The organism is Lachnoanaerobaculum gingivalis, assembly GCF_003862475.1.
GTDB lineage: Bacteria > Bacillota > Clostridia > Lachnospirales > Lachnospiraceae > Lachnoanaerobaculum > Lachnoanaerobaculum gingivalis.
On record NZ_RRCO01000004.1, the window covers coordinates 84319 to 101702 of the forward strand.

Here is a 17384-nt window from a genome sequence, read left to right on the forward strand (position 1 = left end):
AAAAACAGTGGAATAACATAAAAATAAGTAGAGACATCCAACACATGTGGCTGAAAACTTGTGAAAAAACGATCAAAGACTACACCCCTATTTATTATGTAAAAGAGTCAAAAGGGACTATTGATTTTGTTGTTGTTGGGGATCTTATTAAAAAATTAGACTGCTTGCAATTTATACAAAATGATAATGTGGTTCAAAAAATCCTAGAGAAAAGAAAATTGGACAATGATTATTATAAATATGATGTTCTGTTTATTGGGGGGCCAATGAGTATGGAAGCGGGCACGTATTTTAGTGAATGTGTTGACTATAGTGATGTTTTTCAAGAGTTTCAAAAGAATATTTTTGACTCAAAAACTGCTGAAGGAATTTTTTTTACTAATGTTGACATCTACGATATGCATTTATCAGTAGATAATACTATTTCATTTCCTTATTATCCTAACACAATACTGAAGTTGCCATTTGAAAGTTTTGATGATTATTTGAATAATCAAAAAGCAAAAAGAAGGTGGGATATTAAAAATAAGCAGAAGATATTTAGTGAGCAAGGTTGCTCAATTGAAGTTATTCAAAACTCAAAAATAAATGAAGAGGATTTCAGTATTTTATATGAACTATATGCTAACACAGAAAAAGACAATTTTGAAACCATCAATTATCAACACTATTGTGATTGTGATAAGTTCCAAAGCTTCAAATACTTGACAGACGATTTTATATGGATTATTGCAAAACTAAATGGTAAAATTATTGGTTTCGCTTTATTAGTTCATGATGAAAGCAAGTTAACATTAAAACATGTAGGACTAGACTATTCGGTCAATCGACAAACTTATTCATACTTCAATTTATTTTATAGAGCGATAAAGTTTGGAATCGATAATCATTATAGATATATAATTTGTGGAAGCACAACTTATGGTGTAAAGGTGAGTTTGGGTTGCGAATTAATTGATAGAACGGCCTATATTTCTATTGATAAAAGTAAAGGTGAAGATGTTTCTGATTTGTATAATCTTACATTAGGAGGAAACTTATGAATGAAAAGAAGTTATTTAGCGTTTCTTTTTTCATGAATTTTGTATTTTCTATGCTCACTACATTACTGCCATTAATTGTGTTTAATATTAATGAATCGACAGAAGACATCAATGTTGTAATGGTTACATTTATCAGCTCATTATTAGTCGCACGATTGTTTTCGATTTGGAATTTATTGAAGGCAAAAACAGAAATTGTGTTAGGATGTATACTTTTTACTGTTAGCTGCCTTATTTTAGTAATCGAAAGCAATAGTATGGAATGGATGTTTGTGGGATCACTTTTATTTGGACTATCTATTGGTTTGGTTCCTCCTGCAATTTTAGTTTTACTTAGTGGAAATAAAGATAAGAGAGCTTTTAATTTAGGCGTATACAATTCTGTAGTGGCTATAGCTTCGATATTTTCTCCCATAATTGGTGAAAATATATATCATAAGAATCCACATTTGCTTTTTCTTTGGTGGGTTATATTTGCAAGCATAATGACCATAGTGGCATTATTGTTAAAGAAGGAAAAGAACAATTATGAGAGTACAACAAATTATAAAGCAAGTTATAATTTAAAAAAAGTCGTGTCAAATACAATGTTTCAAATTTCATTCATTATTCTTTTATTTTCATCTATATCATATGGATCAATAGTTGCTTATTTACCTGTTTACTTTGAGACATTGAGCTTGTCTATTGGAATATATTATTTGTTTTTTTGGGCGGGATACATTTTGATGCAGTTTGTTAGGAGAATTAGGTATAGTTTTTATACGGTATTGTGTGCGTTGTTTTTTATTTCGTTGGTACAACTTTCCCTTGTATTATTTGAAGAAGCTTTTATAGTATATTTTTTTGCATGGATATATGGGTTAGGCTATGGTAGCTTATTTAAAGTGTTTTATGTAGAAGTCGGGAGCTTCAATACTGAGGAAGAACGCAGCATAGGTTTTTCCATTTTAAGTTTGATTTCATATATTGGGGTCGGAATAGCTCCGGTTTTCTTGATACCTTTTAATATTGACTGGAAAATGCTTTTTACCGGGAATCTTTTTTATAGTATAATAGCAATAATTATATTTTTGTTTTTGAGGAAAAAATCTATGAAAGATGATATCTAAAATGAGAGTCATCTCTAAACACTAGGAGTATGTAAGAAATGGATTTAAATAAAGTAATGGGATTATAGGTACCCCTTAAATAACCTAAAAAATTATAAGGAGATAATATAACACTTTTTTTGAATGGTTATATTGAAAGAAAAAATATGGAACTTAACAATAAAAAAGTTAAAGAATTACTACCTCAAAAGGAACCATTTAGGTTTGTTGATTATGTAGATGATGTGGATAAAAATAACAAAACTATTCAATGTAATTACACGTTTAAGAGTGATAATCCTATTTTTTTAGGGCATTTTCCCCAAGAGCCTATTGTTCCTGGAGTTTTACTCATAGAAGCGATGGCTCAGTCAGCAATTCTATTGATGTTGTGCATAGGAAATGAGATTAGCTTGGATGGGGAAAAGTATTTACTAAGTAAAGTTGAAGAAGTAAGATTTAATAAACCTTTATTTCCGAATCAAAAAGCAAATATTATTTCCAAAATAGAGAGAAGCATACCACATTTTTACTTTTTCTCATCGAAAGTATATAATGGTTTCGAAGATAAAATTTTAGAAGGGAAGTTTATAGTTTTTAAAAAATGAATATGACAGGTAAAGATATTATACTAGGTTTGCTCATTGAAAAGAGTAGAAGTGGATATGAGATAAATGAAGTATTTGAAACAGTATTTAGGTATTTTTATAAAACCAGTTATGGAATGATATATCCAACTTTGAGGAGGCTAGAAAAAGAACTGTTAGTAGAGAAAAATATAGTGATTCAAGAAGGAAAACCAAATAAAAATATTTACAACATTACAAAAAAAGGTATTGAAGAATTTCACTGTTATTTAAAATCTCCTATTGATCCTGAAAAAAGAGAATCGGAGTTTCTTGTTAGAATGTATTTTGGTGGAGAGGAGGAAAAAACTATAATAGCCAATTGGCTTAGAAGCCGACTATCTTTATTAGAAAATGATATTAATCAGTTAATGTCAAACCATAAAGAATGGAGAGATAAAATGTCATACACACAAATTATTGCATATGAAATAGGCTTGGCACAATTTTTGGCGGAAAAACAGGTAATAGAAAATAAGTTGAAAGAATTAACTGAAAAGGCCGAATAGATATTAATTTTATTGAAAATATAAGGTTGTCAAAAGATAAGGAGAGCATCCAATTTTATATGTGAATAGAAAAAACTAATAAAAATCACTTGAATATTTATATCAGAGAGAATTGGTTTTTGTGGTTCTTATGCTCATATATGCTATGAGAAACCCGATAATAGAATCTAAGGTGAGGATTATAAAGTAAATACATCGGCTTTTATTTATAGAAGAAAACAGGCGAGGTCTTATGGCTTTGCCTATTTTTATATTCTTAAGTATTTAATAAAAGCTATATGAAATATGGTATTTATGATAGAATTATAAAATCAAATAAAATGGAGGGTAAGATGGCGATAGTAAAATCTTTCAAATGTGTAAGACCGGATAGGGAATTGGTAGAGCAGGTGGCATCCCTGCCATATGATGTATATGACAGAAAAGAGGCAAAAGAAGCGGTGTCAGGTAAGCCCTATGCCTTTTTAAATATCGACAGACCTGAGACTGCGTTTGATGAAAACTTTGATATGTATTCAAGAGAAGCCTATATAAAGGCAAGGGATTTATATGCCGAATTTAAAGATAAGGGCATATATAAAAAAGATGATGTAGAAAGCTATTATCTGTATGAGATTACTATGAATGGAAGAAGCCAAATAGGTATAGTGGGGCTTGCAAGTGTGGATGATTATCTGAACGATATTATAAAAAAACATGAAAACACCAGAGAAGAAAAAGAAATTGACAGGATAAATCATGTAGACACCGTAAATGCACAGACCGGGCCGATATTTTTGGCATATAAGAAAAACGACGATTTGAAAAAAATAATATCGGATAATATATCGGCCGCCCCTATATATGAGTTTGTATCGGATGACGGAATAGGCCATAGGGTATGGAAGGTGGATAAAGCTTATAATGAGCAGATAAGAGAATGCTTTGAAAATATAGAATCTCTTTATATAGCCGACGGACATCACAGAGCCGCTTCCGCCGTAAAAGTGGCTTTAAAGAGAAGGCAAAATGAAAACAATCCGAATGCGGAGTACAATTATTTCCTGTCTGTAATATTTGATGAAAGACAATTGCATATTCTGCCTTATAACAGAATAGTACTTGATCTTAACAAAAAAAGCTTGGAAGAAGTTATGAGCCTTATATCTGAAAACTTTGATATAACGGAGAGCCCCGTACTTGAAGAGATAGGTGACAGAGGTGAGTTCGGAATGCTTGTTAAGGATAAATTCTATATCTTAAGTGCAAAGAAAAAAGTACTTGATTCGGTATCAGGTGATGTTATAAAGAGCCTTGATGTGTCAATATTGCAGGATTTGGTACTTGAACCCATATTCGGAATAAAAGATCCGAGAACGGATGAAAGAATAAAATTTGCAGGTGGAATAAGAGGAGTAGGATATTTAAAGTCTGAGATAGATAATGACAGAGGTAAGGTTGCATTTTTGATGTATCCTACATCAATGGAAGAATTGTTTGCTGTAGCTGATGAAAACAAGCTTATGCCTCCGAAATCCACATGGTTTGAGCCTAAGCTTAGAAGCGGAATATTCATACATGAAATTTGATGAAAATTATCATATTATACTGCCTATAGATAAGTATGAGAATATGGTAAGACTTTGGATGCATTCTGACGGAAATAAAATATTTAAAGAGAAGTTGAATGATTTTGCAAAACAGATGAATGTTCACTTTAATATGGTTAGGATAAAAAATGTAAAGACTATATGGGGGAGCTGTTCCTCAAAGAAGAATCTTAATTTTAATTTTAAGTTATTCTTCTTACCTGAGGCATTAATTGACTATGTATTTGTACATGAACTTGCACATCTAAAACATATGAATCATTCCAAAGCCTTTTGGAGTGAGGTGGAAAAGCAGATACCTGATTACAAGAAAAGAAGAGAAGAACTGAAAAGATATATTTGATATGGAGTGAAATATGACAAAAGAGGAATTTTTGGACGGACTGATGAAAGCTCTGGCTTCCACAGGTTCACAATCTCTTATAGCGGAAAATATAAGATTTTATTCGTCATATATTGATGATGAGCTTTCAAAGGGAAGAAGCATAGGTGAAATAATGGAAGAACTGGGAGACCCCAGACTTATTGCCAATTCTATAAAGGTTGCCGCCGGATATGACGATGTATTTGTAGGCATTGATAATGAGACGTATGAAAACACAGCCGGAAAAACCGAAAATTATGAAGAGAATGAAAACTATAGTGACAGAAAAGATAATAGCTTTAAAACATATAACTTTTCAGGCAACAGCCTGATAATACCTATAATTATTGCGATAGCGGTCTTAGTAGTGATTGTAGCTGTGGTTGCTGCGGTATTTTCATTTTTGGCACCGGTATTATTACCTGTGATAGGAGTACTGATTTTGGTGGCTTTAATAAAGGGGATTTTCGGAAAAGGGAATTATAAATTTTAAGTTGTTACAAAAGTGTTACAAAAATTAACTTTTGAAATAAAATCAAAACATAAAAGTTGCTTTACAAAATAAAAACTTCAAAATGGGCTTTTATAGGATAAAACTTGTAAGAGATTAACAAATAAAGGTTATAAATACGATATTTACATAGTATTTATAACCTTTTTGCCATTATAAAAAGGTATAGGAAAAAGATATTAAAGATTGAATAAAAAGCTTGACATATTCTCTTAGTGAGTTTATACTGAGTTTCGTAACATTTACTTAACAAACATAAATCGTTTGTAATTATTAAAGATTTAAATGCCGGACGGACCGGGTTTACCATAGAAGAGAATTTAAGGAGCCGAAAATGAAGAACACAAGAAGAATTATAATTGGAATATTATCAGCAATAACTGTCAGCACACTTTCACCTGTTACATCTTTTGCAACAACATCAGTCAGAAAAGTTGCAAATTTCCATGAGGAAGTGTTGAGAGGACCGGCTCTTAAAAGCGGTACATATATAGTTACAGTACAGGCAAATAAACTTGATATATATAAGAGCATGACATCAAACGATACAATCGGTAAGGCAAATAAGGGTGACGTTTTCCAGATACTTGAAGATATGGGTGGCGGATACGCAAAAGTTTCATATAATGATGTAGAAGGATATATTTCTATAAAGGATGGAGATACTTCTATAGATGAGATGGATTCAGTGGAAGAGGCTGCCGCTTCAGCAACAAAGAGCATAGTTCAGGCTACAGCTACAAATAAGAGAGAAGAGATTGCAAACTTTGCAAAGACTTTTGTAGGCGGTAGATATATCTACGGAGGAACAAATCCTTATATAGGTGCAGATTGCTCAGGATTTGTAAAATATATTCTTGCAAACGCTGCAGGTGTTTCACTTCCAAGAACATCTTCAGAGCAGTCAACAAGAGGTAATACAGTTGCAAGTGCAGACCAGCTTCAGCCGGGCGACCTTCTTTTCTACGGTTCAGGCAGATCTGTAAGTCACGTTGCTATGTATATCGGAGACGGTAAGGTGGTACATGCTTCATCATCAAGAACAGGAATAATTATTTCAAACTATAACTACAGACCTGTAATTCGTATGGCCAATGTTATAGGATAATGTTTGTATAATAAGAACCGGCTACCCATTGTAAAAGGCTTTGGGTAGCTTTTTTCGTATAAATTTAAGAAATAGATTCATATTTTTACTAATGTTATTGTAGTATTAACCAATTCTTTGTGTTAAACTATGCTTATGAAAGATAAAAAGAAAGAGTAGGCGAGGAAAGGTTATGATTGAACTTGGTTTAAATGAGAGGGAAGGTCTGTCTGAATTGGCAACAGATGATATATTGGTCAGGCTTGCACTTGCCGGCAAATGCGGAAAAGTATGGATACCGGCCACAGGCACAGCTTCATACTGTGTTATAAAGGTATATCACTATATGTATATAGTAGGAGTTACTCCAAAGAAGGACAGAGCGGTTTCTTTGTGGGGAACTATTGCAAGGCATGGAGATGGGGCTTATATAATTCCAACTTCAGAGTCATGGATAGACTGGCTTGTAGAAAATATAGATTGCAGATATAGAAATTTCTCAAGATATCTTTTGGCTTTTAAAGGTGTTGAGAACAGAGCACTGTTGGAAGAGCTAAACGGAGCGCTTGAGGAAGGTTTGAATATTGATAATGTCAGACCGTATGATTATGATGCCTTGTTAAAGGATATGTGGAGCGAAGATTTCGCCTCATGTTTTGATAACAGAGATGAATTTGCCAAAGATGCTACAGGATATATGGTATATAAAGACGGAGTCGCATTAAGCGGTTGTGTGGGTAGAGCGTACGGCGACGAATTTATGGAGCTGATATTTGCTACAAATCCTGACTACAGGAGGAGAAACCTTGCGCTTACGGCAGCATCAAATGTGTCACTTTATCTGGAAGATAAAAATATAAATCCTTATATAGATGTTAGAAATCAGCACTCTGTAGAGTTGGCCTCAAGACTTGGGTTTGAATTTATAAAAGAATATCAGGTATACCAAATTTATAATACAGAGGATGAAATCTAAGTAAAAATAATTTAGAATATAGGGGTGGCGAAAGTCACCCCTATATTTATGTCAAAAGGTGGTAGTATGGATAAGATAAGCCTTGCAAAACGTCTTAATAATAATAAGAGAGGCTATTTGATAATTAATGCAAATCAGGGAAAGCATAAGATTGCATTGATCGGGGATGTGAAAAATGAGTATGACACTCTTGCAAATTTATCAAGTGAAATTTTAAAGAATTCACTTGTAATAGGATTTGCGGAGACTGCAATAGCGATAGGAGCTACTCTTGCAAGCAGTGCGGGAGCTTTTTTCATGCAGACAACCAGAGAAAATATATGTGCACAAAATGAGTATATACATTTTACAGAGGCACACAGTCATGCTATGGAGCAAAGACTGGTACTTGCAGATATGGAAAAGATATACAATCAGGTAGACAGAATAGTATTTGTTGAAGATGAGATCACCACAGGAAATACTATATGGCATTGTATAGAGGAGATAGAGAGAATATTTAAAGGCGGAAAAAAATATGCCATAGCTCCTCTTACAAATACATTATCAGAGGAAAGAAGAAAATTCTTTAAAGAAAAGAATGTGGATATAGTCTATATAAGAGATATAGATAAAGAAGGTTTTGAAGATGAGGTGGTTGATACTTTGACCGATGGTGATGTGTACAGAGTCAACTCTACACCAAGGAATGATGATGTTAAAATAATTAATTTTAAGACAGATATCAGAACCAGAAGGCTTTTAAATATAAGGGATTTGGATGCAGAGACAGACAGGCTTGGATATTTCCTGGAAGAAAAGTTAGGGCTTAAAGAATTGTTGAAAGATAAAAAGACAGTTACTGTACTTGGGACTGAAGAATTTATCTATATCCCGATAAAACTGGCAGAGTATATAGATAATGTTTCAGATGCAGATGTATATGTGCACTCATCCACAAGAAGCCCTATTGAGGTATCAAAGTTAGCAAATTACCCTCTTCATACCAGATATGAGGTTAGAAGTATATATGATAAAAACAGACAGACCTATATATACGATTTGAAAGAGTCGGATATATTCTTTCTTGTTACAGACGGAAAAGATATTGAAGGAGAAGCTGATATCCTGGAGGCAATCAGACTTTCAGGAAATAAAAATATATATTTGATCAGGTGGGATAATGAAGAGTAGTTACAAAGAAAGCGATGTCATTTTTCTCTTAAAGGATGTTACAGGACTTGTAGAGCCTTTGCCAAGTGTGGAAAGGGAAAGGCTTATACAATCAGGAATGCATTACAGTGAAATGCTGCCGATAGAGTATATACCCACAGAGGAGTATATGAAAATATACTTTGATTCATTTAAGGTTTTCGGACAGAAAATGGCGGATTCTCTTGCATCTTTGGCAGATAAAGTTATCGAAAAAAGAGGGAAAGATGTGGTTTTGGTCTCTCTGGCAAGAGCCGGTACTCCGATAGGAGTACTGCTTAAAAGATATATAAAATGGAAGTATGAAACCGATGTGGCACATTATTCCGTTTCCATAATAAGAGACAGGGGCATTGATAATAATGCTATGAAGTATATACTTTCACGGCACAAGGCAAAAGATATTCTCTTTGTAGACGGTTGGATAGGTAAGGGCGCAATACTTAAGGAGTTAAAATCGGCCTGTGAAAATTATAAGGGGGTATCTGATGAACTGGCAGTGGTATCGGACCCTGCAGGTGAGACGGAACTGGCAGGCACTTATGATGACATCTTTATTCCAAGCTCCGCACTTAATGCTACGGTATGCGGACTGGTAAGCAGGACTTTTCTCAGATATGATATAATAGGTAAAGACGATTTTCACGGTGCGGTTTACTATAAGGAATATGAAGAAAATGATTTGAGCTATCACTTCATTGAAAACATAGAAAAGCTTTTTAAAAAAGATGTAAAGGATAAGAGCATCAGAGGAGCAAGGGGAATTATTGAAGTAAAAAAGCAGGCAGGAAAATACGGTATAAAGGATATAAATCTTATAAAACCGGGGATAGGTGAGACTACAAGAGTGCTTCTTAGAAGAGTTCCGTGGAAGATACTTATAGATGAAAGATATAAAGATGATAAAGAACTTAGACATATAATAAAGCTTGCCGGTGAAAGAGAAAGTGAAATAGAATACACATGCTTAAATAATTATAAATGCATGGGAATTATAAAGAAAATGAAGGACATTTAAAAAATGTGTGAGTGGGAAAGACTCACACATTTTTTAATATTTTTTCACACCGAAGTACTGCGCAAGTAAGATAACTTCCATTGCCCAGCTGTAATGAATCTTAGGTTCATTTATTCTGGTATTGTTAACATTCGGACAGGAACGATACATCTTCTTGTCATCAAGTACACTTAGAGCATCATCATAGTCAATACTTGGAACCTTATAGGCATCGTTTACCACAAGTATCTGTTTCGGATGAACAACGGTTTTACCTACAAAGCCGTTTAATTTATCAAGCTCAATTTCCTTGCCCAGACCTTCCTGCCAGCCGATACCTGCATAGTATTCATAGGCAGGTGCCGATATTATGTAATCACTTGAAAGAGTTGAAACAATGTCGGACAGAAGTCCTGCAACCGGACCGCTTTGATATATGCTTTCATCAACTCTGTGCCTGACACAGAGCATATTGAGTATACTGCCTGCCGCAACTAAAATATTTAAAACATAGTCCTCATAGGTGGCAAGTTTTTCCTTAATTGCATACAGATAGTTATATCTGTTTCGAAGGTCAAGAAGCGATACACAATCAAGCTCAGGTAATATATACACAGGAGTGGAAAGTACCGAATTTATTCTTTGCATTTCATAAATATATATATCGGCATTTGATACGGAAAAGTCGGGTAAAATAAAGCCGGTAATCATATCCAGTAAGCTGCCGAATTTTTTATATAAATGGGCTATATGTGAGGTGGAAAGCACTTTTATAAACAGTTTAGGTATATAGAACTCTCTCTCTTTTTTTGAAACAAACAGTTTATCCAAGGTCTTTATAAGTATATTTTCAGCTTTATCAGCTTCGGCATCATTGCTTGCCATGTCAAATGAAAAAGCTAAAGAAAACGGAATATTAAATCTTTCAAGCATTATATCGTCTATAATACCCGTGTTATTTGCATCGGTATAAAGCAGTGCGCCCACGCTATAGTAAATACTGGAATCTTTCATGACCAACCCCTGTCAAAAAATATTGAATATAGGCTTATATTTTTCGCTAATATTGATATAATTATACCATATAATATATAATAAAAGAAAGACAGATTTTAATGGAGCAAGTATGCCAAAATACAGATTGAATCCTATAAATATAAACAGTATTACAGAGTTTGGAAGAGTAAGGGGTAACAGAGCAGGTGAAATAAGAAACACCTACATGGTAAAGTTTACAGGTGCTGATACAAATACAAATAAGGAAATAAATGAATTAAGAAAATATCTGAAATCTGAGATGAAGCAGGGAAGGATATACTATAAATATATTGACTCGTTTGATATAAAGAGTGATTGTACGGATCAAAAGAGGGCTTATGAAGCTTTTATATCCACAGGTCATTTTGATACGGCTTTAGTAAGACAAAATAATATAAGCGAAAATGAGCTTATAGAAGCGGTAGAGGAAATGCAAAAATTCCTGCAAAAGTACAAGAAGAATATTTCGGATACAATAGAAAAAAATATAATGGTAAAGCTCTTATATTGGCTTGAAGATAATTTTTCGGATATCAAAATAAACGGAGATAAGAATATAAAGGTAGTAGCGGAGAATATACAAAAGGAATCGGAAATCTATTTTTTTATTTTTCTTAATTTACTCGGTATGGATGTATGCCTGCTGCAGTACTCAAAAGATATCTCTGTAATGAATGAATATTATTACACAAAAAAGCTTGGTGATTTTTATGAAGGTAAGATGATATATGAACCGGATGAACCTGCAGAAAATCATCAGATACAACGGCCTACCGATATTAAAACGAACGGAATGAACGCCGCACCGGTAAATACGGGGGACGAGAGAAAAATGGTGACCATAAGTCTGGCATCCACCAGAAGAAAAGACAGAGATTCTAAAACTAAAGCGGTTAGTGTTTCATCTGCTGCAACACCGGTTAATAATCAGACGAATACAGGTGCAAGTTCTTCAGAGAGCACTCAGATACCTGCGGTAAATGTGAGCAGAGATAGAGAGTTAAGCTATGTGGAGCTTGCAAGACTGTCAACATCAATAGTAATGATAGCCGTATTTGACAACCGTAAGAAGCTTCTTGGAACGGGTTCTGGTATAATGATCGGAAGAGACGGTTTTATACTCACTAATAATCATGTTATAAGAGGCGGATATTATTTTGAGGTAAGAATAGAAGATGATGAGAGAATATATGAGACAAATGAAGTTATAAAATATCATCATCATCTGGATCTGGCAATAATAAGAATTTCAAGAGTGTTAAATCCGCTGAGGCTATATAACGGAAAAGAAGGTCTGGTAAGAGGACAAAAGGTGGTGGCAATAGGTAGCCCTCTGGGTCTTTTCAATTCGGTTTCCGACGGTATTATATCAGGTTTTAGAAATATAGATAATGTGGATATGATACAGTTCAGTGCACCTACATCACCGGGTTCATCAGGAGGAGCGGTACTGAATATGTATGGAGAGGTAATAGGAATAAGCACGGCAGGTTTCAGTGAAGGGCAGAATATAAATCTGGCGGTTCCGTATGATGCAGTATATAATTTTACAAAGAGTTTTATAAGATAAGTACAGTTTTTACTTGAAAGGGGATGAATGCATGTTATTGCATCAGAAGATAAAAGGGCTTGAAGACTTTTTTAAAAGACAAAGTGAAAGAAAGCCGAAGGGAGTATATTTTTACAGAGTAAATTCCTATGATGAAACAATACTTGAATTTATCAGAAAATACTATGATTTGGCCAAGAGAGAAGGGGCAATCATTGATAAAAATATAGAAAATCCTACTGCGGACAATATAGCATATTTTAATGAAATAATCGGAGATAAATATGTTCACGGTCCGGGATTTATGGCGGAAGCTTTAAAAAAATGGCTGCCGAGAATTAAAGATTATCAGCGGGCATCCATAGCCGACGGAATCTATGATACCTTGGAAGTTTTAAGGCGTCAGGGTAAGAATATAGATATATTGAAGAATAATTTTATAAGGATAATGTGCTGGCTCTACTATAATTTTTACAATATTATGGAAAAACTCGGAAATGATGATGTACCGAAGATTATATTTTGGGGAAATGTAAATTTTTCAGAGCTGTCTACCTTAAAAATACTTTCAAATGCCGGTGCGGATATTATTCTGGTGCAACCGGGCGGTGATTCAAAGTATATGGCAATAGATCCTAAGTCCGAATACTCAATAGATTTGGGAATGGGAAGTGAGAGTTTTCCGGCCGGATTTGATCTACAGTGGCTGTTAAAGCAGTATGAGGAGGACAAAAGTAAAAGGCTTTTGTACAGCAATAAATCAAATGCCGTTGCCAATACAAATGCATGGCTTAGCGGGGACCTCTTTGAGGATTTAAAGAATACAAGAAGAGGTGAGAATACAAGGTTTTTCTACAATATGTTTGCAAGAATAAACGGTTGTGACAATAGAAACACCTATGTAAACAATCTGTATTTACTATATCAGGATTTAAAAAAAGCAAACAGAAGTATAAAGGTGATAAACAATAAAATCACAAATCCGAGTGTGGACGAGATTGCAAAAATAAAAAGAGGCAATTATGCCAATGAAAATCAGCTTATAACGGATTTGAAGAAAAATATCAATCTAAAGAGCAATACCTTTGTTGATGTGGCAAGGGATGCCTTTGTAGATACAATGATAGAGACCGGTAAACTGATGAATATGGATCTAAATAAAATGATGAATAAGGGAATATATATTCTATGCTGGTTCCAAAGATATATACCGGATCTGCTTGGAAATACCGATATTCATTCACCTGCTCCCATACTTATATATTTCGGAAATGTGGAAACTGATACAGAGAGCCTGTTCTTAAATATGGCGGCAAAGCTGCCGATAGATGTAATCATCTTTAATCCGGAAAAGAAAGAGGATAAACTTACCGGGGAAAGATTATATGAGGTACATTTTGAAGAGACTTTGAAAGTAAATGAATATCCTACAGACGGAAGCAATCTTTCCATGGGTACAATGGCATATAATGCCGAAAGAGATTTGGATACTATGATGTATTCTGATACCGGAATGTACAGAGATATGCAATTTTCAAAGGCCAATATTATAAAACTTTCAACCACTTATGAAGAAATAGGTATTTATTGGAAGCAGGAGGCGAGGTTTAGACCGAACTTTTCAACAGTCGATGATATTGTAAATATCCCTGTAATGTTTGCCAAGATATCAGGTGTGGCTAACTCGGATACGGATACATATTTTCAAAACATTAAAGATCTTCTGACAGATACAACATTGATATATAAGAATGAGAGTATTTATGGAAGAAACTGCACTGTGGCAGCCGGTGTACCGTCCTTTTTTAAGAACGGAAGACTTGACAGAGAGGGCATAAAACATTCACAGATTTACAAATACGACTATTTAAGAGCTGAGACTCAAGATTATATTCTTGATAAATTATCGGAGCTTTTAAGAAGGAAGACTATAGCGGGAACAGGACAAAACGGTACAGAATACAAGATAATTACAATTGTTTTAGATTTACCTAAGGAAATTTTAAGATTTATACAAAGCTTTGATTTTACAAAATGTCCGCCAAAGCTTATAATAGTAAATACAACGGAAACTGTTATTTCGTTGGAAGACAGCATAATTGTTGCTTTTTTGAATCTGATAGGATTTGATATAGTATTTTTTATACCTACGGGATATGATAATGTAAGCAAATACTACAACTCTCAGATAATGGAAGAGCATATAATCGGCAATTATCTTTTTGATATAGCCATACCGGATTTCAATAGACTGAGGTCTGTGAAGGAAAAGAAAAAATCTTTTTTTTCAAGACTTTTTGGTTAATGAAAACTAATATTGAGCCTTTGTGACATTTGGGAACGGGGCATAGGAGGAAAGATGGGACTTGATTTTTCAAAAGCAAAAACCGTAGAATCTGAAGCGGTGACAAGTGATGTTGCAGAGAATGAAGCATTACCTACCGTTCAAACCTTTGATATTGCAGTAGAGTCTGCAAAAATCAAGAATGAATTGGCGGATTCGGCAGAGGTTGATGCACTTGTAAGCAAGATAGAACTTGACAATCTTGACAGTATTGTTACATTTGGTGGCGAGGTTGCTACAGAGATATCAAAATCTTCAGATTTGGTACTCAACAGTATGAACATCGCTCAGATTGAAGAAACTTCAAAGATGTTGGGTATTCTTACCAATATCATGAGCAAATTCGATATTGAAGAGATCAGACAGGAACCGGGTCTTTTTGACAAGCTCTTCGGCGGTATAAAAAAACAGCTGGATAAGATAATGACAAAGTATCAGACCATGGGCGGTGAAATAGACAAAGTATATGTGGAGCTTAAGGGCTATGAGGGTGAGATCAAAGAGACCAATAAAAAGCTCAATACCATGTTTGAATCAAATGTAAATTATTATCATGATCTGTTAAAATATATCATGGCAGGTGAGCAGGGATGTAAGGAACTGGAAGGTGCCATAGCGGAGAGAACTGCCGAGATGGAACGTACAGGCGATAAGTCAATGCAATTTGAGCTTACAACTCTCAACAATGCACTTATGATGCTTGAGCAAAGAACTCAGGATTTAAGAGTTGCAGAGAATGTTGCTATGCAGACTATTCCGATGCTAAAGACTATGGAGTTCAGTAATATAAACCTCATAAGAAAGATAAATTCGGCTTTTATTATTACATTGCCTATTTTCAAGCAGAGCCTTGCACAGGCTATTATGCTCAAACGTCAGAGATTACAGGCTGAGGCATTATCTGAGCTTGATAAAAAGACCAATGAAATGATATTAAAGAATGCCACAAATACTGTTGAGCAGGCAAAACTTACAGCTCAGATGGCTTCAGGAAGTTCTATAAAGGTGGATACTTTGGAGAAGTCTTGGAGAACTATTGTAAACGGTATCGAAGAAACAAAGAGAATTCAGGACGATGCCAGAAGACAAAGAGTTGAAGATAAAGCAAAACTTGAAAATATTAAAAACGAATTTTATAAGAAATTCGGTGTATAATAAAGGAGGATTTTATGCCAATAAATTTATCTAAAGGACAAAAAGTAGATCTTACAAAGACAAATCCGGGACTTAAGAAAGTTATCGTAGGCCTTGGATGGGATGTAAATGCATTTGATTCAGGTGCGGACTTTGACCTTGATGCTGCCGCATTCATGGTAGATGCAGGTGGAAAATGCCCTACAGAAAAGGATTTCATTTTCTACGGCAATTTATCTCATCCGTCAGAGAGTGTTACTCATATGGGTGATAACCTTACAGGAGAAGGTGACGGTGATGACGAGCAGATCAAGATTGACCTTTCAAAGGTACCTGCAAATATTGAGAAGATTGCATTTACAGTTACTATATATGATGCGGATTCCAGAAGACAGAACTTCGGTCAGGTTTCAAATGCCTATATAAGAATTTTGGATGAAGTGACAGGTGCTGAGATCATCAGATATGACCTTGGTGAGGATTTCTCTATCGAAACAGCAGTAGTAGTAGGAGAACTTTACAAGCATGCGGGCGAGTGGAAGTTCAATGCTATTGGAAGCGGATTCGGTGGCGGACTTGCCGCACTTTGCAATCATTACGGTATAGCTGTAGCTTAAACACTATACGCAGACATTAGGAGGATATATGTCTATCAGTTTACAAAAAGGACAAAAGGTAAGCCTTTCAAAGGAGAATGCAGGTTTAAAGAGAATCGTAGTCGGACTCGGATGGGATGAGGCTCCAAAGGGAGGCGGCGGATTTTTATCATCACTCTTTGGTGGCGGTCAAAGCCAGGAAGGCAATATAGACTGTGACGCATCAGCTTTTCTTTTACAGGGAGGCAAGATAGTAAATAAAGGTGATGTGGTTTATTACGGAAACCTTCGCCACTCTTCAGGCACAGTTATGCACATGGGTGATAACCTTACAGGTGCGGGTGAAGGAGATGATGAGCAGATCACTATCGATCTTGAAAATATACCTGCAGTTTATGACAGAATCGTTATTGTTGTAAATATTTATCAGGCGGTACAAAGACGCCAAGAGTTTGGAATGATCAGAAATGCATTTATAAGACTTGTAGATGCTTCAACAAATAAAGAGATTCTTAAGTATAATCTTACAGAAAATTATTCGGGAATGACTGCAATGATCTTCGGTGAGGTATACAGACATAACGGAGAGTGGAAGTTCTCAGCTGTAGGACAGGGAACCACAGATCCGGGTCTTGGAGAATTGGCAAGTAGATATATGTAATTGGCAGTATAAAATTTAATACTTTAAATTATTATCTATTTGGTATAAAATATCATTTGTAATAAATATTACGGGAGA

Annotated in this window: 17 protein-coding genes; 16 read left to right on the forward strand and 1 reads right to left on the reverse strand. The window is 34.7% G+C overall.

What is annotated here, in order from left to right; genetic code table 11:
• Window positions 1-44: 44 nt before the first annotated feature.
• The 11 genes from EHV10_RS09070 (at window position 45) to EHV10_RS09120 (ending at window position 10005) form a co-directional block, all read left to right on the forward strand.
• Complete coding sequence (locus tag EHV10_RS09070) at window positions 45-1043, forward strand: peptidogalycan biosysnthesis protein (protein WP_158609913.1); 999 nt, start codon at window positions 45-47, stop codon at window positions 1041-1043.
• A complete protein-coding gene (locus tag EHV10_RS09075; RefSeq protein WP_128674371.1) occupies window positions 1040-2155 on the forward strand; it encodes an MFS transporter in 1116 nt (371 codons plus the stop codon). The genes EHV10_RS09070 and EHV10_RS09075 overlap by 4 nt, the downstream gene beginning before the upstream one ends.
• Before the next feature lie 146 nt (window positions 2156-2301).
• Complete coding sequence (locus EHV10_RS09080) at window positions 2302-2742, forward strand: 3-hydroxyacyl-ACP dehydratase FabZ family protein (protein ID WP_207667149.1); 441 nt, start codon at window positions 2302-2304, stop codon at window positions 2740-2742.
• 2 nt (window positions 2743-2744) lie between these two features.
• The gene (locus tag EHV10_RS09085; RefSeq protein ID WP_243116114.1) at window positions 2745-3269 is read left to right on the forward strand and encodes a PadR family transcriptional regulator; all 525 of its coding nucleotides are present in this window, start codon (window positions 2745-2747) and stop codon (window positions 3267-3269) included.
• 332 nt (window positions 3270-3601) lie between these two features.
• Complete coding sequence (locus EHV10_RS09090) at window positions 3602-4837, forward strand: DUF1015 domain-containing protein (RefSeq protein ID WP_128674373.1); 1236 nt, start codon at window positions 3602-3604, stop codon at window positions 4835-4837.
• Window positions 4827-5201, forward strand: coding sequence for a M48 metallopeptidase family protein (locus tag EHV10_RS09095; RefSeq protein WP_128674374.1), 375 nt, complete (start codon window positions 4827-4829; stop codon window positions 5199-5201). Before EHV10_RS09090 ends, EHV10_RS09095 begins: the two co-directional genes overlap by 11 nt.
• Window positions 5202-5214: 13 nt before the next feature.
• Window positions 5215-5715: a DUF1700 domain-containing protein gene (locus EHV10_RS09100; RefSeq protein WP_128674375.1), complete on the forward strand. Its 501-nt coding sequence runs from the start codon at window positions 5215-5217 to the stop codon at window positions 5713-5715.
• Between the two features lie 352 nt (window positions 5716-6067).
• On the forward strand, window positions 6068-6841 hold the full coding sequence (locus EHV10_RS09105) for a C40 family peptidase (RefSeq protein ID WP_128674376.1): 774 nt from the start codon (window positions 6068-6070) through the stop codon (window positions 6839-6841).
• A gap of 172 nt (window positions 6842-7013) precedes the next feature.
• Entirely contained in the window at window positions 7014-7796 is a 783-nt protein-coding gene (locus EHV10_RS09110) for a GNAT family N-acetyltransferase (protein ID WP_128674377.1), read from the forward strand.
• A gap of 66 nt (window positions 7797-7862) precedes the next feature.
• The gene (locus tag EHV10_RS09115; protein ID WP_128674378.1) at window positions 7863-8969 is read left to right on the forward strand and encodes a phosphoribosyltransferase domain-containing protein; all 1107 of its coding nucleotides are present in this window, start codon (window positions 7863-7865) and stop codon (window positions 8967-8969) included.
• Complete coding sequence (locus EHV10_RS09120) at window positions 8959-10005, forward strand: cysteine protease StiP family protein (protein ID WP_128674379.1); 1047 nt, start codon at window positions 8959-8961, stop codon at window positions 10003-10005. Before EHV10_RS09115 ends, EHV10_RS09120 begins: the two co-directional genes overlap by 11 nt.
• A 33-nt stretch (window positions 10006-10038) precedes the next feature.
• Here EHV10_RS09120 and EHV10_RS09125 read toward each other — a convergent pair whose 3' ends face one another.
• Window positions 10039-10998 (reverse strand): HpcH/HpaI aldolase/citrate lyase family protein, encoded by a 960-nt coding sequence (locus tag EHV10_RS09125; protein WP_128674380.1) that lies wholly within the window; start codon window positions 10996-10998, stop codon window positions 10039-10041.
• A 112-nt stretch (window positions 10999-11110) separates the two neighbouring features.
• Between EHV10_RS09125 and EHV10_RS09130 the strand changes: the two genes are divergently transcribed.
• From EHV10_RS09130 to EHV10_RS09150, 5 genes are read left to right on the forward strand one after another with little or no spacing between them, the layout of a single operon-like run.
• Entirely contained in the window at window positions 11111-12592 is a 1482-nt protein-coding gene (locus tag EHV10_RS09130; protein ID WP_128674381.1) for a S1C family serine protease, read from the forward strand.
• A 31-nt stretch (window positions 12593-12623) separates the two neighbouring features.
• Window positions 12624-14876, forward strand: a complete 2253-nt coding sequence (locus tag EHV10_RS09135; protein WP_128674382.1) for a YceG family protein — start codon at window positions 12624-12626, stop codon at window positions 14874-14876.
• A 54-nt stretch (window positions 14877-14930) separates the two neighbouring features.
• On the forward strand, window positions 14931-16070 hold the full coding sequence (locus EHV10_RS09140; protein ID WP_128674383.1) for a toxic anion resistance protein: 1140 nt from the start codon (window positions 14931-14933) through the stop codon (window positions 16068-16070).
• A 14-nt stretch (window positions 16071-16084) separates the two neighbouring features.
• Window positions 16085-16666 carry a TerD family protein gene (locus EHV10_RS09145; RefSeq protein WP_128674384.1) on the forward strand — a complete coding sequence of 194 codons (582 nt, stop codon included), beginning with the start codon at window positions 16085-16087 and terminating at the stop codon, window positions 16664-16666.
• Between the two features lie 28 nt (window positions 16667-16694).
• Window positions 16695-17306 carry a TerD family protein gene (locus tag EHV10_RS09150; protein ID WP_128674385.1) on the forward strand — a complete coding sequence of 204 codons (612 nt, stop codon included), beginning with the start codon at window positions 16695-16697 and terminating at the stop codon, window positions 17304-17306.
• The last annotated feature ends 78 nt before the right edge of the window (window positions 17307-17384 follow it).

Coding starts and splice junctions, on each gene's coding strand:
- EHV10_RS09110 (WP_128674377.1), top strand. CDS start 7,014: ATGATTGAACTTGGTTTAAATGAGAGGGAAGGTCTGTCTGAATTGGCA.
- EHV10_RS09105 (WP_128674376.1), top strand. CDS start 6,068: ATGAAGAACACAAGAAGAATTATAATTGGAATATTATCAGCAATAACT.
- EHV10_RS09150 (WP_128674385.1), top strand. CDS start 16,695: ATGTCTATCAGTTTACAAAAAGGACAAAAGGTAAGCCTTTCAAAGGAG.
- EHV10_RS09115 (WP_128674378.1), top strand. CDS start 7,863: ATGGATAAGATAAGCCTTGCAAAACGTCTTAATAATAATAAGAGAGGC.
- EHV10_RS09140 (WP_128674383.1), top strand. CDS start 14,931: ATGGGACTTGATTTTTCAAAAGCAAAAACCGTAGAATCTGAAGCGGTG.
- EHV10_RS09075 (WP_128674371.1), top strand. CDS start 1,040: ATGAATGAAAAGAAGTTATTTAGCGTTTCTTTTTTCATGAATTTTGTA.
- EHV10_RS09145 (WP_128674384.1), top strand. CDS start 16,085: ATGCCAATAAATTTATCTAAAGGACAAAAAGTAGATCTTACAAAGACA.
- EHV10_RS09095 (WP_128674374.1), top strand. CDS start 4,827: ATGAAATTTGATGAAAATTATCATATTATACTGCCTATAGATAAGTAT.
- EHV10_RS09100 (WP_128674375.1), top strand. CDS start 5,215: ATGACAAAAGAGGAATTTTTGGACGGACTGATGAAAGCTCTGGCTTCC.
- EHV10_RS09080 (WP_207667149.1), top strand. CDS start 2,302: ATGGAACTTAACAATAAAAAAGTTAAAGAATTACTACCTCAAAAGGAA.
- EHV10_RS09130 (WP_128674381.1), top strand. CDS start 11,111: ATGCCAAAATACAGATTGAATCCTATAAATATAAACAGTATTACAGAG.
- EHV10_RS09085 (WP_243116114.1), top strand. CDS start 2,745: ATGACAGGTAAAGATATTATACTAGGTTTGCTCATTGAAAAGAGTAGA.
- EHV10_RS09070 (WP_158609913.1), top strand. CDS start 45: ATGTGGCTGAAAACTTGTGAAAAAACGATCAAAGACTACACCCCTATT.
- EHV10_RS09090 (WP_128674373.1), top strand. CDS start 3,602: ATGGCGATAGTAAAATCTTTCAAATGTGTAAGACCGGATAGGGAATTG.
- EHV10_RS09135 (WP_128674382.1), top strand. CDS start 12,624: ATGTTATTGCATCAGAAGATAAAAGGGCTTGAAGACTTTTTTAAAAGA.
- EHV10_RS09125 (WP_128674380.1), bottom strand. CDS start 10,998: ATGAAAGATTCCAGTATTTACTATAGCGTGGGCGCACTGCTTTATACC.
- EHV10_RS09120 (WP_128674379.1), top strand. CDS start 8,959: ATGAAGAGTAGTTACAAAGAAAGCGATGTCATTTTTCTCTTAAAGGAT.